Genomic DNA, 24,121 nt, shown 5'->3' on the forward strand with positions numbered 1-24,121 from the left:
TGCCATTAAAAAACCTGCTTTTCAGACAGTCTTAGACAATGTGTCCAATTTCTATAACCTAAAAAAGAGATTGAAAATACAATCTCTATATTATTGTTAATGATTGAGATAATCTTCCCAAATATCATCAAAATCTGTTAAATTAAAGGAAAAACTGGCCTCATCTTCTAAATAGCGACTAACTGTTTCAAAATCCGAACTATGTTTTGGAAAAGTGGTTTCATCAAAAGCGTAATCTGCTAGGATTGCTACTGGTTCATTTGATTTTGGATTTCTTTGTGTCATCAACCAACTGTAAAATGATTTTCTCAATGCCAGTTCTCCTCTAGAAATGCATGTCTTCTGGCACTACTCAAGGCGTAACGAGCAGGGTTAGTCCGATAGAATGCTTGATGATAGTCTTCTGCTGGGTAAAAAGTATCAGCAGGCTCAATGCTGGTTACAATTGGTCTATCAAATCTACCCGAAGCTTGTAGCTTATCTTTTGATTTTTGAGCAATCTGACGTTGCTCTTCATTCTCATAAAAGATGACAGGACGATAATTATCCCCACGATCTTCAAACTGACCAAAAGCGTCTGTTGGATCTGTTTGTGCCCAATATAACTCAACTAAATCTGCATAAGAGATTTTTTCAGGATTAAAAATAATTTCAACAGCTTCTGTATGTCCAGTAGTTTTACTACAAACTTCTTTATAAGTTGGATTCTCAACATGTCCTCCAGTGTATCCAGATAAAACAGATTCAATACCATCTAATTCTTCAAATGGTTGTACCATACACCAAAAACAACCTCCAGCAAAAATCGCACGTTCCATATCGTTCTCCATTCTTTTTAATAGATACATTATAACAAAAAAAGCCAAAATTTCCTCTCAGCTTTTTTCTATAATTAGCCATTAATTCTAGCTATAACTAAAACGACCTCGTGAGAAAACTTTAAAAGTTCAAAAGTTTATAATAATTCTGTACCTAGCTGATCTTGTTTGATCTTTTTAGCTTTCATGAGTCCTCCAAGTGCTTTTTTAAACTGACCTTTGGAAATTCCAAAAGTAGCTTTAATTTCCTCTGGAGAAGATTTATCATTTAAAGTCATGAATCCTCCGTTACTTTCTAAATACGTTAAAATCATTTGTGCGTCATTTTCTAACATTTCAAAAGAACGAGGCTTTAATGATAAATTTAAGGTTCTATCAACTTCTCTGAAGCCAATAACTCGTGCATCCAGCACTTGCCCTAAACGAGGTTCACTGTAACGTTCACTAGGGTGAATAAAGCCGAGCATATTATTTTCTGGTAGATAAACAAAAGTTCCTGACAATTTTAAGCGATAAACGATTGCTGGCCAATTTTGATTTTGCATATTGTTATATGCAGGGGTTGCCATTCGTTGAAACACTTCAGGATCTGCAGGGAGAGCCCAGAGACGATCTTTTTTATCAACATCTAAGCAAACGTAGAGGCGATCACCTTTTTTAGGCCAAAGTTCTTTCAATTCAGGAAGAACATCCAAAGAAACAACCACTTGCTTATCTGGAAGACCAGTATCAAGAAATACTCCCAAGTCTTTACGTACCTCAGTAACTGTCCCCCAACCATAATGATCTCGAGTCGCAAATGTTTCTTTAGTTGTAAGACGTGCTTTTTGTTGCATATCTGTATAGGCGAATCCTTTAACCATTTCACCAATGTGATGCTCTCCTTCTGACTTTGATAATGCAAAGGTAAAGCCATCTTTTTGGATAAAGTAAAAATCTTTGTTTTCATCAGTTACTAAGCCTGTTATGACTGTCGCTAATAATGTATTCATTTTTCTCCTTTTAAAAAGGTAACCGACAAACCAAATCCATCTGGTTTTGATTCTATCAGTTACCTCCATAATCATTTTATTACTTGCCAATCATAATAAAGATAGCAAACGTTACTATTAAACTTCCAACAATTCTTTTTCTTTATTAGCAGTCATCTCATCAATATGTTTTACAGCATCATCAGTAGCCTTTTGAATATCTTTTTCAAGAGATTTCAAGTCATCTTCTGTAATTTCTTTATTCTTTTCTTGCTTCTTAGCTTCATCCATAGCATCACGGCGAATATTACGGATAGCAATCTTAGCATTTTCTCCGACTTTTTTCACTTCTTTAGCTAAATCACGACGTGTTTCTTCTGTCAAAGCTGGAATAACAAGACGAATAACTGAACCATCATTTGCAGGATTAATACCTAAATCTGATTCGTTAATAGCACGCTCAATATCTTTGATTGATGATTTATCAAATGGTGAAATTAAAAGAACACGAGCTTCAGGTACAGTAATAGAAGCTAATTGGTTAAGTGGGGTTGGCGCTCCATAATACTCAACTTGAATACGATCAAGCAAGCTAGCATTAGCACGTCCTGCACGAATCCCTGCAAATTCTCTTGATAAACTTTGGTGTGATTGCTCAAAACGCTCTTGAGCTTTTGTAACGATTTCCTTAGTCATATTTTTTATACACTCCTATTCAGATGCTTTGTTTGAAACAGTTGTTCCGATTTGTTCTCCAAGAACAACACGCTTAATATTACCAGTCTCATTCATATTGAAAACAACAAGGTCAATATCATTATCCATTGAAATAGTTGATGCGGTTGCATCCATGATTTTTAACCCTCGTTTTATTACTTCAACGTGAGTTAATTCATCAAATTTGACAGCATTGGCATCTTTCTTTGGATCAGCATTATAAACACCATCTACTCCATTTTTAGCCATTAAAATTGCTTCTGCCTCAATCTCAGCAGCACGAAGCGCTGCTGTTGTATCAGTTGAGAAATAAGGCGAACCAATACCCGCTCCAAAGACAACAATACGATTCTTCTCTAGATGACGTAAAGCACGACCACGTACGTAAGGCTCAGCAACAGTTTGCATTGGAATAGCTGTTTGAACTCTAGTATCTACCCCATATTGTTGAAGGCTATCAGCCATTACAAGAGCATTCATTACTGTCCCTAACATCCCTGTATAATCAGCTTGAACACGATCCATCCCTGCTTCTGCTGCAGGTTCTCCACGCCAAAGATTACCTCCACCAATGACAAGTGCTATTTGAACACCTGAATTGTGTACTTCGGCAATTTCTTTTGCAATAGATTGAACGGTAGGAATGTCAATACCGACACCCTTATCTCCCGCCAATGCTTCACCAGATAACTTAATTAATATACGTTGATATTTAGGTTCCACTACTATGTTCTCCTTATTTTGTCTTTATTATTTTACCATAAAAGGCAAAATTTTAATAGAGCAATGACACTAGTAAGTTGATTTCTTTATCAACTCCTAAAATAAGAAAAACATAATAATTCAGAGATTGGTCAAACAGTTAGTAGAACACGCTCTCTTCAAGAATTCATTATCTTCTACTAAATAACCATTTTTTATCAGAAAGACCCGGTTACAGATAGCTTGACAAATTTTAGGGTCATGAGAAATCATTATAAAACTTAATTCATAACGGCGTTTTATTTTTTGTAATAAACGTAGCATTTTAATTTGAGTTACTGGGTCTAATCCACTTAAGGATTCATCAAAAATAATAATTTTAGGCTTTAAGAGTAAAGCTCTAGCGATACAAACTCTCTGTAGCTGACCACCACTAAGTTGTCTAGCTTTATATTTTAGATAAGTTCCATCTAAACCCACCGCTTCTAATATTTGACATAATTCAAAAGTTGTTTTTTTTTCCATAAAAAGCTTCATTCAAAATTTCCTCAATACTAAAATATGGATTGACCGAACTAAGCGCATCTTGAAAAACAAGGATAATCTGCGCCTTACCATCTTTAGGTGTGTAAATTTTTCCTTGAAAATATATCGAACCACAAGTAGGACTATCTAGTCCTATAATGAGTCGGGCAAGGCTACTTTTACCACTGCCACTTTTACCCATTATACCAATTATTTCTCCTCTTTTAAGATGAAAATGACAGTCCTTTAAAACCTCTTGTCGTCCAAATGTTTTTCCGACATGATTACAAACCAACATTAAGAATATCTCCTTCATACTCCATTTGCACTGTCAGTGCTTTCGTATAGTTATGTTGAGGATTGCTTAAAATAGCTTGGGTTTGTCCCTGTTCAACAACTTCTCCCTCACTTATAACTAATAATTGTCCCCCCAGGTCTCTAGCTAACTGATAATCATGCGTTACAGTAATCAAGGTTTTTCCATTATTTTGCAATTCCTGCAAAATAGCTGATATAGTAGAACAATTATGACAATCAACCGCTGAGGTCGGCTCATCTAATATGATTACCTGAGGATCAAGAGATAATATAGTGGCTAACATAATTCTTTGTAGCATTCCTCCACTAAGCTCAAAAGGGTATTTTTTTAACAGGGATATCGCATCATCTAAATTTAAACGTTTCATCCATTCTAACGCTTTAGATAAGGCTACTCTCTTTGAACATTTCTCATGACTAAGGATTGTTTCCAAAATATGCGCTTCAATTTTTTGAAAAGGATTAAACATAGACATGGGATTTTGCACTAAATAGGCAATATCTCGTCCCCTTAATTTCTGCCACTGCTTTACAGTTAGTTTACCTAAATCAACTCCCTTAAAAAATATGTTTCCTCTAACTGTCATACCTTGTGGAATGTGACCAACCAATAATTTTGCCAAGAGGGTTTTCCCTGAACCACTCTCACCAATAATAGTTAGCGATTCTCCCATATCTATTTTACAACTAAAATCTCTTAGTACAGGGACCTCTCCTATCTGTAATGACAATTTTCTTATTTCTAACTGTTCCATTGTCGTTTCCAATCTTTTTTATCTATGGCATCGCCTAAAGTATTAAAGGAAAATACTGTTAAAAAAATCGCAATTCCAGGAGATAACATCATCCAAGTAGCTGTCCTAAAATATCCTCTAGCATCGTGCAACATCATTCCCCATTCTGTGACATTAGGTTGCACACCAATCCCTAAGAAAGAAAAGCCAGAAATCATTAAAATAATATTTCCTATATTCATAAGGACCATAACGAGGATTGGCTGATACACAAAAGGAAAAATATGTTTTCTTAAAATATGCCAGACTGAAAGTCCCATAATTTGCGCATTTATCACATAAGGCTCTTTTTTTGCACTCTTAACTAAATTGGTCATTAATTTAGCATAGTAAACCCATTCCACAAAGACAATTGCAAAAATTAAATTCCCTAGACCATGACCTAAGATCCCCACGGTTGCAAGAGAGAGCAAAAAGCTCGGAAAAGCTAAAATAATATTAGCTATCCATAAAAAGAGGTTTTCTAACTTTCCTTGATACCAACCAACAATAAGACCCACAAACATACCAATCGTTAATTCCAATAAGCTAATAATAATAGCTAAAAACAGTGAATATCTAGCACCATAAAGCAAGCGAGATAATACATCTCTACCCAATTGGTCAGTCCCTAACAAATGAACATTATTGGGAGCCAATAATTTTTGTGATAAATCTACGTATTGTGGATCAAAGCTAGATAGAATAGGGGCAAAAATGGCACTAATCACTAACAATACCAGTAAGCTACTCGAAAAATAAATTCTTTTTGATATTATTTCTCCCTTGACTTTCGTAACCGAGGATCAACCCAATTCATAAAACACTGTGTCATAAAATTATTAGCTAAAAATAAGGTTCCAAAAATTAGCATACAAGCTTGTATTACTGGAAGATCTGAAGTTCTTAGACTGGTCACAAATAAACGTCCTATTCCATTCCATGAAAAAATTTCTTCAACAATAATTGATCCTGTTAATAAGTAAACCCAAGTCAAGCTAAGTGCTGTCATTATCGCAGGTAAGGCATTTCTAAGGAGGTGATGTGTGACAATATAACGTTCTTTTACTCCTCTTAATCGGGCATTTTCCACATTTAAACTTCTATTTTCTTGACTAATAGCTTTTCGAATAAGGGCTATGTATTGACCTACGGTAGAAAAACTTAAGGTAATACTTGGCAAAATTAAACTTTGTAAATCGTTACCTCCTGAAACAGGCAGAAGATTTAATTTTGCCGAAAATAGCAGCATCAACAAGTAAGCAACCCAAAAATTTGGCATAGACACACTAGAAAAACTCAAAAATCGAATCAAGTGATCACTCCGAGCAGATTCATGTAAGCCAGCCCACACACCTAACGGGGTAGAAATGGTAACAATTAGCAAGAAGGCACTCGTGCCTAAAAATAAAGTAGCCAAAAACCGTTGTAAAACCAAATCTAATACTGGCAACCTGAGCACATAAGAATATCCAAAATCTCCTGTTAATGCTTTTTGGAACCACAGCCAGTACTGCTTCCATAATGGCTTATCTAAACCTAAATAGTGCTCTGCTTCTTTTAGCGCTTCTGGACTAACACTTATTTTTGATAAACGAAGGTAATTTTCTGCTGGATTAACTGTTGATAGTTTGATAAGAATAAATGTTAGAAGTGATATGAAAAACAATGCCAAAAAAGCTGACAATATTTTTTTGATGATCGAACTACTTAGATACATTGTTTTTTTCTATATAGCGTAATGGGAATGAATTTTCTTCTGGCGCAAAACGCATGGTTTTAAAATCACCTTTCCTATAAACAGAAATCACCGATTGATAAGTTAATGGGATATATACAGCCTCATCATGCAATAATTCAAGAACCTTCTTATAGTCTCTATCAACATTTTCTTCCTTAGGATCTACTAGAGCTGACTTAATAAGTCTATCCATTTCAGTTTTAGTTGCTAGATTTTCTAAAGCTATATTTTCTGGATGTCCATGATCTGCCTTGGCAGTTAATGCCGACATCCAAGCATGAGGGTCCCATGGTGCTCCCCAAGAATAGGTTAACATCATATCAAAATTACCCTTTTTAGCATTAGCCCAATAATCATCTTCTTCCATAGCAATAAGAGAAACATTAATACCGATTTTACGCCATTCTCCTTGGAAATAAGTTACCAGGTCTTTATCAGTTGCCTTAGTGGCGATATAAGGAAGACGTAAGGTTAGAGCTTTACCATCTTTTTCACGAACCTTATCTTTTCCCATCTTCCAACCAGCTTGATCCAATAGCTGATTTGCTTTATCAACATTATAGCTATAAGGATTTAACTTAGCATCTGAGTGAGATGTTGATTTTGAAAAAATAGTGTCTGCTGGCTTTTCTGTTCCTCTAAAGGTGTTCTTAGCAATAGAAACCTTGTCAATAGCATGATTCATTGCCTGACGAACTTTTTTATCTTGGAAAATACTTTCCTTAGCATTTAGCAACAAAAGTCTTGTTGACATAGGTTGAGAAATAGCTGTGACATATTTCTTGTCCTTCGTATATTGGGCAAAAGTGTCTAAACCAATAATGCCATTCCCATAGATCAAATCAACGTCACCTGATTCGAATGCTAAAGCACGCGTCTGAGCATCGGGTATAACTTTTACGGTTACTTCTTTTAATTTTGGTTTCTTTCCCCAGTAATTCTCATTACGTTTGAAGGTAATATATTCATTTTGCTTTTTACTTTTCACAACCCATTGACCCGTTCCAATTGGTTTTTTTACATTCTTCTTAGTTGTATCATCACCTTTAGGGAAAGCGCTATCAGATAAAAAGCGAATTGGTCGAATCATAGAGAGATCATATAAAGTAGCACTATAAGCTTGTTTCAGTTTAATTTCAAAAGTACTTTGATTCAAGGCACGATAATTTTCCAATTGATTCGTTAAATTAAACCAATTATGATTACCTCTATTAGACTTCGAAAAAATACTATCAAAATTACGTTTGACATTCGCAGCATTAAAGTTACTGCCATCAGAATATTTAGCATTTCTCAATTTAAAAGTGTAGGTTTTTCCATCTTGACTAATGCTCCAGCTTTTCGCTAAAGCTGGTTCAATTTTCCCATTGTCACCATATCGTACCAACCCCTCATAAACCATATCCTGGATAACAAACTGATCAGGGTTATAGCGATGCGGATTAACATCACCAAAGTCTTCTCCCCAAGCAAGCGTGAGTTTATCACTGTTTAGTTTATGACTTTTGCTATCCTGTGAATGGCATGCAGTCAGAGTCACCATCAATAAACAAGTAATGCTCAATAATATGTTACGTCTCATTTTTACCAACTTTCTTTTAAGTTTAGTTAATTATTTTTTTAAGCAAACTTAATTAAATCATTTTAGTAATGTCTTGTCAAGAATCTTAAAATAAAAAATCTACAACGATACAAAATTTACTTATTCCCTGCGAACTCATTTTAATAGATTATTGCTAAAGAATAATCATAATAGTCACATACCATATCGCCAATTTCATTTTTCCTTATTCTCATCTGTTACTTAAAACACATCGCACATTCATTAGTCTTTAAGAAGGTTAATACAGATAAAAAGCTATTTTTCAAAAGAAACACATATAATATCCTTTGATTATTAAAATATATACTTAACTAGTTAAGTATATAGAATAAATAAAACTAGGAAGGAATTCCTAGTTTTTTATTGATTAAAGTGAGTTAGGATCAACTTTGATACCAACACCTTGTGTTGTTGTAATTGAAAGGTTTGTGATGTAAGTTCCTTTTGCAGTAGCTGGTTTAGCTTTAACAATAACATCATTAAATGCTTTGAAGTTATCAACTAATTTAGCATCATCAAATGAAACTTTACCAATAAGGGCTTGGACGTTACCTGCTTTATCAGCACGGTAAGTAATTTTACCACCTTTAGACTCTTCAACTGCTTTAGCAACGTCCATAGTTACTGTACCAGTTTTAGGGTTTGGCATCAAGTTACGAGGTCCAAGGACACGTCCAAGACGTCCAACAAGTGCCATCATATCTGGTGTTGCGATAACAACATCAAAGTCAAGCCATCCACCTTGGATTTTAGCAACTAAGTCATCTTCACCGACAAAGTCTGCACCTGCTGCTTTAGCTTCTTCAGCTTTAGCACCACGAGCAAAAACAAGAACACGTGAAGTTTTACCAGTACCTGCTGGTAAAACCATAGCACCACGGATTTGTTGGTCAGCTTTTTTAACGTCAATGTTAAGGTTATAAGAAACTTCAACAGTTGCATCAAATTTAGCAAAGTTAGTTTCTTTTGCAAGAGCTACAGCTTCTTCTACGCTGTATGCTTTAGTGCTGTCAATTTTCTCAAGAGCAGCACGTAAGTTTTTACTTTTTTTAGCCATTTTAAAATTCTCCTTGTAATGTGGTCAATCGATTTGATTTAAAATCTCCCACGTCACTCATCAAACTACGATGAAGTCTTGCGGGTTATGTGGGTGTTTCTGATTAGTCAGTAACAGTGAATCCCATAGAACGAGCAGTACCTTCGATCATACGCATTGCAGACTCAAGGTTTGCAGCGTTTAAATCTGGCATTTTAGTTTCAGCAATTTCTTGTACTTGCGCACGAGTAATTGTTGCAACTTTAGTTTTGTTAGGTTCACCTGATCCTTTTTCAACACCTGCAGCTTTTTTCAAAAGAACAGCAGCTGGTGGTGTTTTAGTGATGAAATCAAATGATTTGTCTTCATATACTGAGATAACAACTGGAATAATCATACCAGCTTGATCAGCTGTACGAGCGTTAAACTCTTTAGTGAATCCCATGATGTTGATTCCTGCTTGACCAAGTGCTGGTCCAACTGGTGGAGCTGGAGTTGCTTTACCAGCAGGAATTTGAAGTTTTACAAGTTTTTCAACTTTTTTAGCCATTTTTAAAAATCCTCCTGTTGTGGTTTTGGCGGTAATTAGAAATTTTTACCTCCCACAGGCATGTTTATAACATACCTTACCATTATACTATAATCATAAATAAAAGCAATAGTTTTAAGCCATTAATTTCATTATATTTTAAATTTAGTAATTTCTCAAAGTAAGTTCCGTCTGCCCTCCAAAACCGGAAGTTAGTGTGAAAAGGATTTTTATGGTGGAATTAAGTCTGAGACGTTTGGGTTAGAAATGAGTTTATCCATCATGACAAAACACAAACACCTAACTCTCTCAGACCGTAATGACATCCAATCTGGTTTGGATAGAGGAGAAACCTTTAAAGCCATCGGGCTTAATCTACTGAAACACCCTACTACTATCGCAAAAGAAGTCAAACGAAATAAGCAACTAAGAGAATCAACCAAAGACTGCCTAGACTGTCCGCTACTAAGAAAAGCTCCCTATGTTTGTAATGGGTGTCCAAAGAGAAGGATCAACTGTGGTTACAAGAAGACCTTCTATCTTGCTAAGCAAGCTCAAAGAAACTATGAAAAACTTTTAGTTGAATCTAGAGAAGGAATCCCTTTGAACAAAGAGACCTTCTGGAAAATAGATAGAGTGCTTTCTAATGGGGTCAAGAAGGGCCAACGTATCTATCATATCCTCAAAACCAACGATCTAGAAGTGAGTTCTTCAACCGTTTATCGACACATCAAGAAAGGCTACCTATCCATCACACCAATCGACCTACCCAGAGCTGTGAAGTTCAAAAAAAGGCGAAAGAGCACACTCCCTCCTATTCCAAAAGCGATTAAAGAAGGGCGACGGTACGAGGATTTTATAGAACACATGAACCAATCAGAGCTGAACTCCTGGCTTGAAATGGACACGGTTATTGGACGGATTGGTGGAAAGGTCCTTCTCACCTTCAATGTCGCCTTCTGTAACTTCATCTTTGCCAAACTGATGGATTCTAAGACAGCTATCGAAACTGCTAAACACATACAGGTCATTAAGAGGACACTCTATGATAACAAGAGAGACTTCTTCGAACTCTTTCCTGTTATCCTAACGGATAATGGTGGGAAATTCGCTAGAGTGGATGATATTGAGATAGATGTTTGTGGACAGTCTCAACTCTTCTTTTGTGACCCTAATCGGTCTGACCAGAAAGCAAGAATCGAGAAGAATCATACCCTCGTGAGAGACATACTACCTAAGGGGACTTCCTTCGACAACTTGACTCAAGAGGACATTAATCTGGCACTATCTCATATCAACAGCGTTAAGAGACAGGCTCTAAATGGTAAAACGGCTTATGAGCTATTCTCTTTTACTTACGGAAAAGACATCGCAAGTATACTCGGTATTGAGGAAATTACTGCGGAAGACGTCTGCCAATCTCCCAAACTATTAAAAGACAAAATCTAACCTAATCAACTAACTGATACAACCTAAACGTCTCACACTAACTTCAACCATAGCGGAACTTAATCTGAAACGCTTTCAGATGAGGATGTTTTCTTGTACCCTTTTTTTGCGATTTTTAACTCTGAAAACCTATGAAATCAAGTATTATAAAAACCAACGGAACTTAGTCTGAGACGGATTTTCGTTGGTTTTTATTGGTTTTTATCAGACTAAATTCCATTTCTACTAGAGGTGGAACTTACTTTGAGAATTTAGCATATTTTAAATTTCTTTCCCAATTCCTTTTACATTATTACAACAATACTTGAGATTTTGAATCTCAAGTATTGTTATTTATTTATCCTCAATTTTCTTAGGGATAACAAAAAGAATTGATAAGATCGATAGACTACAAAAAACTAGGTTTAAAATTAATCCACACAAAGCTGCTTTGTGAAAATCTGCATTACCAGAAAAAGCATGATAAATCGCAATTGAAGTTGCTACACCAATTGCACCACCTAGTGAACTTGCCATTTTGTAAATTCCAGATGCAGAACCTACTTTTTCATTAGGAATACTAGAAATAGCTGTATCTGTTGATGGTGTCGCATAGATCCCCAAGCCTGTTCCAAATAAAGCATAACCAACAAAGACTAACACAAGATACAAAGGTCCTTGAATATTGACCAAAGTCATTAAAAATATCCCAACAAATGTACTCATAGCTCCCAAAAGCATTGGCTTACGGGCACCAAAACGTTGTAAAATTTTCTCACCAACTCGGATAGCAATTAGTACACAAACCAAATAGCCTAAAGACATTTCACCTGCAACCTTTGGTGTTAGCTGGCGACCTTGTTGCATGTAAGTATTAATAACAATCAGAGTTCCTGCAACTGCATTCAGTAAGAAATTTGATATTGTCGCACCTAAGTAAAATCGATTTTCAAACAGATGAAAGTCAATAAAACTATTAGATTTACGTGTTTCAACATAATAAAACAGAACAAATCCAATAAGCATCACTGTAAAAAGACTCAATGGAATAACGTTCATCAATCCATGTTCCTGAGCCATAGATATCCCAATATTTAACGATAACATTGAAATAATAAAAATAATTAAACCAAGGTAATCAAAGTGAGTTTTTTGTCCAACATTTTTACTTTCTGGGGTTCCTAAAATTAATAGAAAACTAACTACTGATGCGATGATTGAAAAGATAAAGACATAACGCCAACCTAGAGTACTTGCCACCGCTCCACCAAAATAAGAACATAGACCTGAGCCACCCCACGATCCGATTGACCAGAAACTAACTGCACGTTGTCTATCTTTACCATCATAGTACGTTTTAACCAAGGCCATTGTTGATGGCATAATAAAAGCTGCTGCCAATCCTTGAAAAATACGTCCCATAATAAATAGCACTGCTCCATTAGCTAAAACAATTAGTAGAGAACCAATAATATTTAAGCAAAGACCAATAAAAGTAAATTTAACTCGACCAAGTTTATCTGCTAAACCACCAGTTACAACAATAAATAAACCTGAAAACAATGCCGTACTTGAGACACCAATATCCATTGCACCAGATGAAATACCTAATGATGACTGAACATCTGGTCCCATGTTTAAAATAGACTGTGCAAATAACCAAAATGATAGTACAGCGAGTACAATTCCCACCAATAATTTGTTATTTCCTTTGAAATTTTCCTTTGTCGTTAACATATGTTATCTATTCTCCTTCTACAAGCATAGCAAGCGCTGCTGTTGCCATTGATTTAGCAGATACCATCAATGATGATTCTGCAATTTGGAATTTTGGATGATGATGTGGGTAATATGGTTGCCCCTCTTCATGTGCTCCAACATAGAAGAAGCAAGCTGGGATTGTTTGAGCATAATAGGCAAAATCTTCAGACGGCGTTTGAGGGTCGCAATCAATGACATCTAAAATTTCTTTTATAGCAACAGATTTTAAACTATTTGCAACTTTCTGTGTCACTTCACTGTTATTAACTAAAACAGGATAATCATTCTGATAGTCTAACTGATAACTAACACCATAAGTTTGTGCTATTCCATCTAGAATACGCTTAAATTCCTCCTCAACAACACCTCGTGTCTCTTCAGACATCACGCGCACATCACCTTCTAAGGTTACACTATCTTTGATCACATTAGCAGAACCTTTACCATCAAAAGATCCGATAGTAACTACTGCTGTGTCAAATGGATTAACTCGACGACTGACAATCGTTTGCGCTGCCATAACAAAACTAGAAGCTGCAACAATTGTATCATTTGCACGATGTGGCATGGAACCATGTCCACCCTTACCTTGCAAAATAACTTTAAAAGTGGCACGCCCTGTTTGAATGGGACCTGCGTGATATTGTACCGTTCCCTCTTCCATCGTTGACATAACATGGATACCAAGGACAGCATCAATGCCATCTAAACATCCTGCTTCAATCATTGCTTTTGCTCCGCCTGGTGGCACCTCTTCAGCCGGTTGATGTAAGATACGGATATGACCTGAAAATTCTGATTTTAATTCAATCAAGCTCTCAGCCAAAATCAATAAATAAGCTGTATGGGCATCATGTCCACAAGCATGCATGACGCCCGCTGTTTTTGAAGCAAAAGAAAGCCCTGTCTCTTCCTGAATTGGAAGAGCATCAAAGTCGGCTCTCAAAGCAATGTGTTTGATGGGCTTATCTGTCGCTTTATCACCATAGATATCAACTACGACGCCATTCATACCACCAAATTGTGTCTGAACATGACAGTCCTTACCTTTATAAAAATCTGAAATATAAGCTGCTGTTTTTGTCTCTTTAAATGATAATTCGGGATTTTCATGTAAATAGCGACGAATAGCAACCATTTGATCACATTTTTGGTCAAGTTTTTCAAATAATTGATGTCGCAAAGATGCATTGGCCATTTGCTTTCCTCCTTAAAATATGAACAGTTAAAATAAGGCTATTATTCTAACAATCTGCTCTTATATAGTCTACTTTTGAAAATAATTTTTTACAAATAAATTTTTTTAGATATTTCTATAACTAAATAGTTATGAATATATCATGTTATACTACTAAATTAAATAGATTGATTTTAGCTCAAAATGATAGTAAACTTATAGCCATAACGTATCATAACTTATTATTAATCTAAGGATATCAAACTGGTTATAAAGTCTTGAAAAATCAACAAAAATTAATGTATCTAGAGAGTATCGAGCTATACTCAAACATCACTAAAGCCGCTGCACACCTTTTTATTTCTCAACCTTACCTAAGCAAAGTGATCAAGCAATTAGAAAATGAGTTAGAAATAAAACTCATCCAGAGCCAAGGACACCAAACCTTTTTAACTTATGCTGGACAGAGATATCTATTCTACCTAAAAGAAATTGATATGATTGAGCGTCAAATGGCCAAAGAACTATATCTCATCCGTTCTGATAAAAAAGGAGAAATCACACTTGGGATTAACTCTGGCTTAGCAAGTTCTATTCTGGCAAATGTACTTCCCAAATTTAACTTGGAGCACCCAGAAATTTCTGTCAAATTACTCGAAAACAATCAAAATATTTCTGAACAATTGGTAGCGAGTGGTGATATTGACCTAGCTGTTGGGATGGCTCCTATCCTTTATAAAGATGGAATTGCATCAACCACTATTTACCGCGACGAATTGTTTTTAATGATACCTACCACCAGCCAACTCTACAACGCTGAAAAACGTGGACAGATTATTCCTTTTGAATATCCTATTTCAGTTCTAGACAATGAACCTCTTATCCTAACACCATTAGAGTACGGAATTGGCAAAACAATTGCACAATTCTATGAGCTTCATCACATGTCATTAAATCAGATGATTACAACTAGTACCGTTCCTACAGCAGCTAGCCTATCTTTGTCAGGGATGGGAGCAACATTTGTTCCACAAACTCTCATTCATCGCTATTTGGATAAAGAGTGCAATGTCTACCATTTTCATAAGAATAAGTTATTTTCAGAGTACATTATGATTTATAAAAAAGATGTTGAATTATCTGGAATTGCTCTCCTACTTTATAAAGCTTTTTTAACCAAGTAGTTTCGCTAATTCTATTGAAAATCAGTTTACTTCTTACCAAAATCGGTATAAAATAGACCTATGATATACAAAATTATTGCTTCTTTATTTCTTGTTTTAATCCCTATATTTTCACAGGTTCTTGTCAAAATATTTAAACTTAAAAAATTTAACATTATGTTTCCAGATGTTGCTTTTCCTATTTTTGTTTTTTTAATTCCATTAATATCATCTAGTCTGTTAAAACAAAATCTTTTACCTTACTATCTGATTCTCATTTCATTACTGGCAATCGGAATTACAATAAAGCTTCTACGAACAAAGACTCTTTTTTCTTATAAACGTTTTTTAAAATTATTTTGGAGATCTGGCTTTATTCTAACTTTCCTTTTTTACCTAGGATTATTGGTTATCATCTTTATCAAAGTACAATAAAAAGAGTTGGATAAATTGAACTGCACCCCAAAAGTTAGACAAAAAATCTAACGATTGGGGTGCTTTTCTGATGAAATTAAGTTATGAAGATAAACTAGAAATATACGAGTTAAGAAAGATCGGGATGTCCTGGTCTCAGATTAGTCAACGATATGATGTTCGTATCTCGAATCTTAAATACATGATAAAACTCATGGATCGGTATGGTGTAGAAATCGTCGAAAAAGGTAGAAATGAGTATTATCCACCTGAATTAAAGCAGGAAATGATAGATAAAGTCTTGATTCATGGTTGTTCTCAACTCTCTGTTTCTCTTGATTATGCTCTCTCTAATTGTTCTATACTCACAAATTGGCTTTCCCAATTTAAGAAAAATGGTTATACTATTGTTGAGAAAACAAGAGGGAGACCGAGTAAAATGGGACGTAAGCGTAAGAAAACTTGGGAAGAAATGACAGAGCTCGAGCGACTTCAGGAAGAAAATGAGCGCTTGAGAACGGAGAATGCCTTTCTAAAAAAGTTGAGGGATTTGCGCTTGAGGGACGAAGCCTTACAGAGCGAACGGCAGAAACAATTAGAGAAATGGTCACAGGAGGATTCCGACTAGACCTCTTACTTGAGATAACTAAGATAGCTCGTGCAACTTACTATTATCAACTAAAGAAACTGAATAAACCAAATAAAGACAAAGCAATCAAATCTGACATTCAATCCATTTATGATGAACATAGAGGAAACTATGGCTATCGTCGGATTTATTTAGAACTGCGAAATCGTGGCTTTGTCATCAACCACAAAAGGGTGCAAGGCTTGATGAAAAGTATGGGCTTGACTGCTCGTATTCGTCGTAAGCGCAAGTATGCCTCTTACAAAGGTGAGGTTGGTAAGAAGGCTGATAACCTGATTCAACGCCAGTTTGAGGGGTCGAAGCCCTATGAGAAGTGCTATACCGATGTGACGGAGTTTGCTTTACCTGAAGGGAAACTTTATCTATCGCCTGTTCTTGATGGCTATAACAGTGAGATAATTGATTTTACCCTGTCTCGGTCTCCTGACTTGAAACAGGTTCAAACCATGCTTGAGAGGGCTTTTCCTGCGGCTTCATACAGCGAAACCATTCTCCACAGCGACCAAGGCTGGCAGTACCAGCACAAGTCCTACCATCAATTTCTGGAGGACAAAGGCATTCGTCCTTCTATGTCACGGAAGGGGAACAGTCCTGACAACGGTATGATGGAATCTTTCTTTGGGATTCTAAAATCTGAGATGTTCTATGGCTTGGAGAAGTCTTACAAATCACTTGATGACCTTGAGCAAGCTATCACAGATTACATTTTTTACTACAACAACAAGCGAATCAAAGCAAAACTAAAAGGACTTAGTCCTGTGCAATACAGAACTAAATCCTTCACTTAAAATAAATTGTCCAACTTTTGGGGGTCAGTACAAAATTTCCAACTCTTTTTACTTTAGGTTTAGAGGATAAAGCCCTCTAACAGCATTACAGGCGTATATAGCATCGGCTGATTCTAAATCTTTTAAAGTTAGTGGTGCTTCAATTACTTTTTGGTTTTTAAGGAGATGACGACGATAAATCCCATTCAACCCTCCTTCTGATAAATCTGGGGTTAAAAACCTTCCATTTTTTTCTAAAACAATATTCCCAATACTTGTTTCCAATAGCAACCCCTCAGGAGATACAAATATCTTTTCATTCTGACCTTCAATAATATGTGGGCGATAAGAAGTTTTAAAATAAGTAAACGGGGATAATTTAATAGGGTAGTCTTGTACGACCACCTCTGCCGTTAAAAACTTTTTTGATAAATTCACTAGTTGTTTTACCTCAAACGTTACCTTACCAGTTTTATCAAGCATTATTTTCAAGCGGTAATCCTTCTCATCTAGCTGATGAAGGTATTTTTTCAGTTCCCTTTCGAATTTACTTTTATCAAAAGAATAAGCAAAATAAGACGCTGATTCAACTAATCTCTCGACATGTTGTTGAGAGAAAAGAAGTTTATTTTCAGTCACTCTTCCTGTAGTTATTAATTGAAATTTTGGATTGACACGTGTTAAAACAGCTGATTTTTGACGGGTTTCTTCATATTCAGAATCTGTCTGGCTCTCCCACGTAATACCTCCACCAACGCCGTAATAGGCTTGTTGACCTTTCATTTGTACTGTGCGAATAGGAACGTTAAAAATAGCTTGTCCGTCTGGCATGCAAAGTCCTATCGTCCCACAATAAATACCTCTTGGCCGTTTTTCCAACTCATTAATAATAGCCATTGTTGATATCTTAGGAGCTCCAGTGATAGATCCACAAGGATATAGAGCTTGAAAAATAGACATAAGTGTCACTTCTGGCGATAAAACTCCTTCAATAGTTGATGTCATTTGCCACACAGTTGCATACTGCTCCACTTGACATAGTTTTTTTACCTTAACTGTTCCAACATCACAGATACGGCCCATATCGTTTCTTAATAAATCAACAATCATCATATTTTCAGAACGATTTTTAGGATCATTTGCCAACCAATCTCGCTCCGCCACATCTTCTTGATAAGTAGGCTTTCTAGCGCTTGTTCCCTTCATTGGTCTAGTTGTTAAGACTTCATCCTTCTTCTTAAAGAACAATTCCGGGCTTACAGATAAAATCCTTTTATCGTCGTAGGCAATATAAGCATTATATCCTGCTCCTTGTTCTACCATTAGGCGTTCATAAACACTAAAGGGATCCGAGCATAATTGTTGGCTAAGCTCTAGTGTATAATTTACTTGATAAGTATTTCCTTGTCTAATTTGTCCTTTAATATTAGCAATTGCCTCTTGATATTCTTGCTCAGAAACATTAGCAGTCCAATTATCTGCTAATCTAACATTTTCATAACTTAAAGGAAAAGCTTCGTTCTCACAATCTTTATGTACTGTAAAATAAGCTAGATGTTCTCCAGCCAACTTCTGTTGAGAAACTTTAAAATGTGAATCAAAAGCAGCAGATGCTTCATAAGATAAATAACCAACAACATAATAATTTTGAGATTGATAATAATCAACTTCTTTTATCACTTCTAAGACTTGTTCTAAAGTATCAGCTATTAATTCTTTTGTAGGATTTTTAAAACGATATCTTTTTCCTAATTCTTTGAAATCAATAACAGTCTCAATATGCATTCGTAACCTTCTTCTTCATCTATTTGCTTCATTATAACATAAAAAACTAATCCGACAATTTCTTGTCAGATTAGTTTTTTCTTATTCACTCGGAGTTGGAGTCATTAAAACTTTTCGTGGCTTGGTTCCTTCTGCTGGACCAATAACCCCCGCTGCTTCTAATTCTTCCATTAGTCTTGTTGCTCTATTGAAACCAACAGACAATCGGCGTTGAATCATTGAGGCACTTGCTTTTTGCGTCTCTAAAACGAGTCCCTTGGCTTCTTCAAAAAGAGGATCACTTTCAGGTACTCCGCCGCCACCACCAGAGCCGTTATCTGTTTCAGATACTTCTCCAGGATCAAAGGCATCATCATAGTCAGCCTCGGCTTGGTCTTTGATAAAACCAACGATCCTTTCAACATCATCATCTGAAATAAAGGAACCTTGTAGTCGTACTGGATGATTCTCATCAATAGGCTTAAAGAGCATGTCACCCCGTCCCAAGAGCTTTTCAGCACCATTTTCATCAAGGATCGTACGGCTATCAGTACCACTTGAAACAGCAAATGCAATACGCGACGGAACATTTGCTTTAATCAAACCAGAAATAACATCTACGGATGGACGTTGAGTTGCAAGAATCATATGGATACCTGCAGCACGTGCTTTTTGCCCCAAACGAATAATAGCATCTTCAACTTCTTTACTAGCAACCATCATCAAGTCAGCCAATTCATCTACAATGACAACGATTAAAGGCAAAGGTATTTGTTTTTGCTCAGAGGAAGCATTAAACTCTTCAACCTTTGTATTATAACCTGCTATATTACGCACACCAATTTTGCTAAATAACTCGTATCGATTTTCCATTTCATCAACAACTTTTTGGAGTGCCTTACTTGCTTTACGCGGATTGGTTACAACAGGGATTAATAAATGTGGAATATCATTATAAACAGATAATTCAACCATTTTGGGATCAATCATCATAAACTTAACTTGATCTGGACGTGCCTTCATCAAAATACTTGAAATAATTCCATTAACTGCCACAGATTTACCTGAACCAGTTGAACCAGCTACCAAAAGATGCGGCATTCTAGCTAAGTTAAAACTGCGAGCATTGCCGTTAACAGCTTTTCCTAGTGGTACTTCTAAAAGGTTTTCAGGATTGGCATCAGATTGTTCCCAAAGTTCGCGGAAAGAAACCGTTGCAATTTCTGAGTTAGGAACTTCAATACCTATTAATGATTTTCCAGGAATTGGTGCTTCTATACGCACATCTTTTGCTGCAAGAGCAAGAGCTAGGTCGTCAGATAGATTTGAAATACGATTCACACGAACTCCAACTGCTGGTTTAATTTCATATTTAGTAACTGATGGTCCAATTTCAGCACGTTCTACTTTTACATCGATACCAAAACTTCTAAATGTTTCTTCTAAAACTCTGATATTCTTTCGGACTAAATCCTTTTCTTTGGATTGATTTTTAGGCTTATCTGGTGCAAATAAATCTATCGTTGGTAATTTATAAACCAGTGTCGTTTTAGGTGTAAAGTCGACATTTTCTATATCACTATCATCTACATCATCATCTAAATCATAAACCATTTCCTCATCATTTTCTCTCATATTAGGAATCGGCGAATCATAGTCTTCTAAATAAATTGTCGGCTCTACTGGTAAAGGATCATTTTGAGGCGATGTCTCATAAGCAAGGATCTCTGGCTCAAATACCGGAGTTGATGTTTCACTTACCTCAGGTGGTAGCGCATCATCCAAATTGTCCTCAGCTTGATCCTCTAGAATCTCACCCGTTTCAGGGTCTACATTAACCGAAGCTAAATAAGCTTCTTCTTCAGCTTTTTGACGCTCTATGCGCTCTTGTTCAGCGATTGCTTTTTTCATCTCTCGCTTAGCAAAACGCTCCTTTTTATTTTGCTCGTGCTTCTCTGCCACTTTATTTTTAAAAGCTCTAATAAATTCGACGATGTCATAAACTTCCAGAGAACTCATTAAAAAGAGACCCAAAATGATGAAGAGAACACCAATCATATAGGCACCAATATTAGAAAAGAGAAAAGCAATTGGCTTGTAAATCAAAGCACCCAACATACCTCCACCGGCAAAAACAGTGATTTTAAATTGCATTAAATCAGACACAATTAATCGAGCAGTTGAACGCAAAATTTCTTTATCTTTCAAAATAGGCATTGAGAAAAGGTAAGCATGCCACTCAATCAATAATCCTAAAGAAGCTATCAAAAAACCTGCTACTAAGCTATCTTTCTTTCGCAACCATTTAAAGAAATAAAGGTAGATTAAAGTTGCCGCAATAAATAAGTAAGCCAAGCTACCTACCATAAAACGGATGACGTTATAGACTGTAATACCAAAAATACCTAATCTGATAATACCAAAGAAGAGAATAATTGTTAAAACAAGAGCAGTAATCATCCTTTGAATAGCTCTTTGACGCTCTATTTCTGCCTTAGTAGGTCTTCTGGTTTTCTTTCCTTTTGTTTTTTTCTTATTTGCCATAAATACCATATTTCAAGTGAAATACTTGTTCCTCACTTTCTCTATCAACTCATGCTATACTATTCTATCATAATTTCAACAAGTCCCCCAATAGGTTTACTATTTACTTTTATAAATTATTTAAAAATTTATGATAAAATATAATCATCTTAATAACTTAATCAAGGAGTATGTATGAAAAAAATTATTTATCTTGGTTTAGCCTGTGTCAGTATATTAACTTTAAGTGGTTGCGAGTCAATTGAGCGTTCTCTAAAAGGAGACCGTTATGTTGACCAAAAACTAGCTGAAAACTCTTCAAAGGAAGCTACTGAACAACTAAACAAAAAAACTAAGCAAGCCTTAAAAGCTGATAAAAAAGCTTTTCCTCAATTGGACAAGGCTGTTGCCAAAAACGAGGCACAAGTGCTTATAAAAACCTCTAAAGGTGATATAAATATCAAGTTATTTCCAAAATATGCTCCTTTAGCTGTTGAAAATTTTCTAACACATGCAAAAGAAGGATACTATAATGGGTTAAGTTTCCACAGAGTTATCAAAGATTTTATGATACAATCTGGTGACCCTAATGGAGACGGGACCGGTGGAAAATCTATATGGAATAGCAAAGATAAAAAGAAAGATTCTGGAAATGGTTTTGTTAATGAAATATCCCCTTACCTCTACAATATCAGGGGAAGTTTAGCAATGGCAAATGCTGGAGCTGATACTAATGGCAGCCAATTCTTTATCAATCAAAGCCAGCAAGATCATTCCAAACAACTGTCAGATAAAAAAGTTCCTAAGGTGATTATTAAAGCCTATTCAGAGGGAGGAAATCCAAGTTTAGATGGTGGTTATACCGTCTTTGGACAAGTAATCTCTGGCATGGAAACTGTGGATAAAATTGCTTCGGTAGAAGTTACAAAATCAGATCAACCAAAAGAAAAAATTACTATTACAAGTATCAAAGTTATTAAAGACTACAAATTTAAATAATTCTATCAAAAATGAGACTAGAACATTTTCTAGTCTCATTTTTTAACAACACTATTGTTTCTTTTTAAACAAACTTTGTTTAGGAGAAAATAGGAAAGCAAGTAAAAACATAAAAGTAGATGTTAAAACAATACTTGATCCTGCGGCAATATTAAATGTATAACCGATATATAACCCCAGAACAGATGCTACTGCTCCTAATGCAGATGATAAAAACAACATTGTTCTGAGACTTTTAACATAAAGATATGCTGTTGCAGCTGGTGTAATTAAAAGTGCTACGATCAATATTGTTCCCACACTCTGCATAGCTGTTACTGCAACTAATGTTAACAAAATCATCAATAAATAATGATAAAAAGAAACTCTCATTCCCATTGATTTTGCTAAAACAGGATCAAAAGAAGTCAATAATAATTCTTTAAAGAAGATAGTAATCAGAGTCAGTACAATTAATCCCACAATAATAGTCATATATTTATCACTATCTTGTACTGCCAAAATATTCCCAAAAAGAATATGAAAGAGGTCAGTTGTACTATTAGCAAGTCCAATTAAAATGATACCTAAGGCTAAAAAGGACGAAAAAGTAATTCCAATAGCAGTATCTCCTTTTATGACACTATTTTCTTTAATATAAGTAATGATAATCGAAGACAACAAACCAAAGACAATAGCACCTATAAAAAAGTTAATCCCTAAAATAAAAGATATAGCAACACCTGGTAGAACAGCGTGAGAAATAGCATCACCCATCAAAGACATTGAGCGCAAGATAATAAAACAGCCTACTGCACCCGCTACAATACCAATCACAATTGCAGTTATAAAAGCATTTTGCAAAAAATGATAAGTCAATAAGCCTTCAAAAAATTTCGTAAACATTCTAGTCTCCTTGTCCTAACAAAATAGCATCACCGTAAGCAGCACTTAAATTCTCACGGGTAAATGCCTGATCTATTGGTCCACAAGCAATTAGATGACGGTTCAAAATAATTACTTGATCAAAATAATGATCAACTTTACTCAAATCGTGATGGACGACTAAAATTAATTTTCCGGCCTTACTTAATTTTTTTAGTAAATTAACTATGATTTGTTCACTAATGGAATCAATCCCTACAAACGGCTCATCTAAAAAAATGTAATCCGCTTCTTGAACGAGACATCTTGCCATAAGCATACGTTGAAATTGTCCACCTGATAAGGCATTAATTGGTCTATTTTCAAACCCTCTCAAACCAACTTGATCAATCACTCGGGATACTTTTTCCCAGTCAGTTTTTGATAGTCGCTTGAAGAGGCCTCGTTCCTTATATAATCCTAAAGAAACGCATTCTCCAACAGTTATAGGGAATTGGTAATCAATATTAGTTTTTTGTTCAACATATGCTACTCTCCCCATTAAAGGTAGCAAATCTCCCCCAATCCCTGATTCTCCAGTAGAATCAACCAAACCAAGAAGAGCTTTCATAAGCGTAGATTTCCCCGCCCCATTAGGCCCTAAAATACCAATGATTCCGGAGCCTTCTAAGCGTAAATTAATATCTTCTAGCACTAAATTATTATCATAACTTACGCTTAAGTGTTTACTAATAATCATTTTTCCTCCAAAAGTAGAATGGAGCTGGTTATAAAACCAGACTCCACTTCTCTGTATTTATTAAAGCTAAGTCAGTTTTTAGATTAGGATTTCGACATTGTTACAACTCAGCCTTAAGCGAGAATACTACATCATTGATT

General features: G+C 35.6%; 22 protein-coding genes and 1 pseudogene. 5 read left to right on the forward strand and 18 right to left on the reverse strand.

The window, feature by feature from the left end; all coding sequences use genetic code 11:
- Window positions 1–96: 96 nt before the first annotated feature.
- From A6J68_RS09095 to rplK, 12 genes and pseudogenes are all read right to left on the reverse strand, one after another.
- Window positions 97–312 (reverse strand): YozE family protein, encoded by a 216-nt coding sequence (locus tag A6J68_RS09095; RefSeq protein ID WP_001232073.1) that lies wholly within the window; start codon window positions 310–312, stop codon window positions 97–99.
- Window positions 309–818 (reverse strand): peptide-methionine (S)-S-oxide reductase MsrA, encoded by a 510-nt coding sequence (gene msrA, locus A6J68_RS09100; protein ID WP_000438899.1) that lies wholly within the window; start codon window positions 816–818, stop codon window positions 309–311. The genes A6J68_RS09095 and msrA overlap by 4 nt, the downstream gene beginning before the upstream one ends.
- A 137-nt stretch (window positions 819–955) precedes the next feature.
- Window positions 956–1,810 (reverse strand): RNA-binding virulence regulatory protein CvfB, encoded by an 855-nt coding sequence (gene cvfB, locus A6J68_RS09105; RefSeq protein WP_001094275.1) that lies wholly within the window; start codon window positions 1,808–1,810, stop codon window positions 956–958.
- 117 nt (window positions 1,811–1,927) lie between these two features.
- On the reverse strand, window positions 1,928–2,485 hold the full coding sequence (frr, locus tag A6J68_RS09110) for a ribosome recycling factor (protein ID WP_000159519.1): 558 nt from the start codon (window positions 2,483–2,485) through the stop codon (window positions 1,928–1,930).
- A 15-nt stretch (window positions 2,486–2,500) separates the two neighbouring features.
- On the reverse strand, window positions 2,501–3,229 hold the full coding sequence (gene pyrH, locus A6J68_RS09115) for a UMP kinase (RefSeq protein ID WP_000433491.1): 729 nt from the start codon (window positions 3,227–3,229) through the stop codon (window positions 2,501–2,503).
- 120 nt (window positions 3,230–3,349) lie between these two features.
- A pseudogene (locus A6J68_RS09120) lies at window positions 3,350–4,031 on the reverse strand (ABC transporter ATP-binding protein).
- Window positions 4,018–4,806, reverse strand: a complete 789-nt coding sequence (locus A6J68_RS09125) for an ABC transporter ATP-binding protein (protein ID WP_000436149.1) — start codon at window positions 4,804–4,806, stop codon at window positions 4,018–4,020. Before A6J68_RS09125 ends, A6J68_RS09120 begins: the two are co-directional and overlap by 14 nt.
- Complete coding sequence (locus A6J68_RS09130; RefSeq protein WP_000044261.1) at window positions 4,794–5,600, reverse strand: ABC transporter permease; 807 nt, start codon at window positions 5,598–5,600, stop codon at window positions 4,794–4,796. Before A6J68_RS09130 ends, A6J68_RS09125 begins: the two co-directional genes overlap by 13 nt.
- Complete coding sequence (locus tag A6J68_RS09135; RefSeq protein WP_000281507.1) at window positions 5,600–6,544, reverse strand: ABC transporter permease; 945 nt, start codon at window positions 6,542–6,544, stop codon at window positions 5,600–5,602. The genes A6J68_RS09130 and A6J68_RS09135 overlap by 1 nt, the downstream gene beginning before the upstream one ends.
- Window positions 6,531–8,147, reverse strand: coding sequence for a nickel ABC transporter substrate-binding protein (gene nikA / locus A6J68_RS09140; RefSeq protein ID WP_001873857.1), 1,617 nt, complete (start codon window positions 8,145–8,147; stop codon window positions 6,531–6,533). The genes A6J68_RS09135 and nikA overlap by 14 nt, the downstream gene beginning before the upstream one ends.
- Window positions 8,148–8,535: 388 nt before the next feature.
- On the reverse strand, window positions 8,536–9,225 hold the full coding sequence (gene rplA / locus A6J68_RS09145; protein WP_001085664.1) for a 50S ribosomal protein L1: 690 nt from the start codon (window positions 9,223–9,225) through the stop codon (window positions 8,536–8,538).
- A 103-nt stretch (window positions 9,226–9,328) separates the two neighbouring features.
- Window positions 9,329–9,754 (reverse strand): 50S ribosomal protein L11, encoded by a 426-nt coding sequence (gene rplK, locus A6J68_RS09150; RefSeq protein WP_001085802.1) that lies wholly within the window; start codon window positions 9,752–9,754, stop codon window positions 9,329–9,331.
- Between the two features lie 261 nt (window positions 9,755–10,015).
- Between rplK and A6J68_RS09155 the strand changes: the two genes are divergently transcribed.
- Window positions 10,016–11,182 (forward strand): IS30-like element ISSag9 family transposase, encoded by a 1,167-nt coding sequence (locus tag A6J68_RS09155; RefSeq protein ID WP_065733474.1) that lies wholly within the window; start codon window positions 10,016–10,018, stop codon window positions 11,180–11,182.
- Window positions 11,183–11,515: 333 nt separating this feature from the next.
- Here the strand turns inward: A6J68_RS09155 and A6J68_RS09160 are convergent, their stop codons facing one another.
- Window positions 11,516–12,898, reverse strand: coding sequence for an MFS transporter (locus tag A6J68_RS09160; RefSeq protein WP_000958259.1), 1,383 nt, complete (start codon window positions 12,896–12,898; stop codon window positions 11,516–11,518).
- 7 nt (window positions 12,899–12,905) lie between these two features.
- Window positions 12,906–14,120 carry a M20 family metallopeptidase gene (locus A6J68_RS09165; RefSeq protein ID WP_001262295.1) on the reverse strand — a complete coding sequence of 405 codons (1,215 nt, stop codon included), beginning with the start codon at window positions 14,118–14,120 and terminating at the stop codon, window positions 12,906–12,908.
- A gap of 257 nt (window positions 14,121–14,377) precedes the next feature.
- On the opposite strand from A6J68_RS09165, the gene A6J68_RS09170 reads away from it, so the two are divergent.
- The 3 genes from A6J68_RS09170 to A6J68_RS09185 all read left to right on the forward strand — a co-directional run bounded on the left by A6J68_RS09170 (window position 14,378) and on the right by A6J68_RS09185 (window position 17,113).
- Window positions 14,378–15,283, forward strand: coding sequence for a LysR family transcriptional regulator (locus A6J68_RS09170; protein ID WP_000795892.1), 906 nt, complete (start codon window positions 14,378–14,380; stop codon window positions 15,281–15,283).
- Between the two features lie 60 nt (window positions 15,284–15,343).
- Window positions 15,344–15,697 (forward strand): DUF3397 domain-containing protein, encoded by a 354-nt coding sequence (locus tag A6J68_RS09175; protein WP_000639447.1) that lies wholly within the window; start codon window positions 15,344–15,346, stop codon window positions 15,695–15,697.
- A gap of 70 nt (window positions 15,698–15,767) precedes the next feature.
- Window positions 15,768–17,113 (forward strand): IS3-like element IS861 family transposase gene (locus A6J68_RS09185; protein WP_165727796.1). Its coding sequence is split into 2 segments (ribosomal slippage): window positions 15,768–16,224 and window positions 16,224–17,113, totalling 1,347 coding nucleotides; the frame shifts between segments, so codons are not numbered across the junction.
- A gap of 48 nt (window positions 17,114–17,161) precedes the next feature.
- On the opposite strand, the gene pabB is transcribed toward A6J68_RS09185, so the two are convergent.
- Both pabB and A6J68_RS09195 read right to left on the reverse strand, forming a co-directional pair.
- Window positions 17,162–18,877, reverse strand: coding sequence for an aminodeoxychorismate synthase component I (pabB, locus tag A6J68_RS09190; protein ID WP_000546859.1), 1,716 nt, complete (start codon window positions 18,875–18,877; stop codon window positions 17,162–17,164).
- Window positions 18,878–18,958: 81 nt separating this feature from the next.
- Window positions 18,959–21,409 carry a DNA translocase FtsK gene (locus A6J68_RS09195; RefSeq protein WP_000231576.1) on the reverse strand — a complete coding sequence of 817 codons (2,451 nt, stop codon included), beginning with the start codon at window positions 21,407–21,409 and terminating at the stop codon, window positions 18,959–18,961.
- 165 nt (window positions 21,410–21,574) lie between these two features.
- Between A6J68_RS09195 and A6J68_RS09200 the strand changes: the two genes are divergently transcribed.
- Window positions 21,575–22,378, forward strand: a complete 804-nt coding sequence (locus tag A6J68_RS09200; protein ID WP_000721136.1) for a peptidylprolyl isomerase — start codon at window positions 21,575–21,577, stop codon at window positions 22,376–22,378.
- Between the two features lie 51 nt (window positions 22,379–22,429).
- Here A6J68_RS09200 and A6J68_RS09205 read toward each other — a convergent pair whose 3' ends face one another.
- Both A6J68_RS09205 and A6J68_RS09210 read right to left on the reverse strand, forming a co-directional pair.
- Window positions 22,430–23,263 carry a metal ABC transporter permease gene (locus A6J68_RS09205; RefSeq protein WP_000494347.1) on the reverse strand — a complete coding sequence of 278 codons (834 nt, stop codon included), beginning with the start codon at window positions 23,261–23,263 and terminating at the stop codon, window positions 22,430–22,432.
- Window position 23,264: 1 nt separating this feature from the next.
- Window positions 23,265–23,981, reverse strand: coding sequence for a metal ABC transporter ATP-binding protein (locus A6J68_RS09210; RefSeq protein ID WP_000587174.1), 717 nt, complete (start codon window positions 23,979–23,981; stop codon window positions 23,265–23,267).
- Window positions 23,982–24,121: the final 140 nt, after the last annotated feature.

The organism is Streptococcus sp. 'group B', assembly GCF_002073795.1.
GTDB classification, from domain to species: domain Bacteria; phylum Bacillota; class Bacilli; order Lactobacillales; family Streptococcaceae; genus Streptococcus; species Streptococcus agalactiae.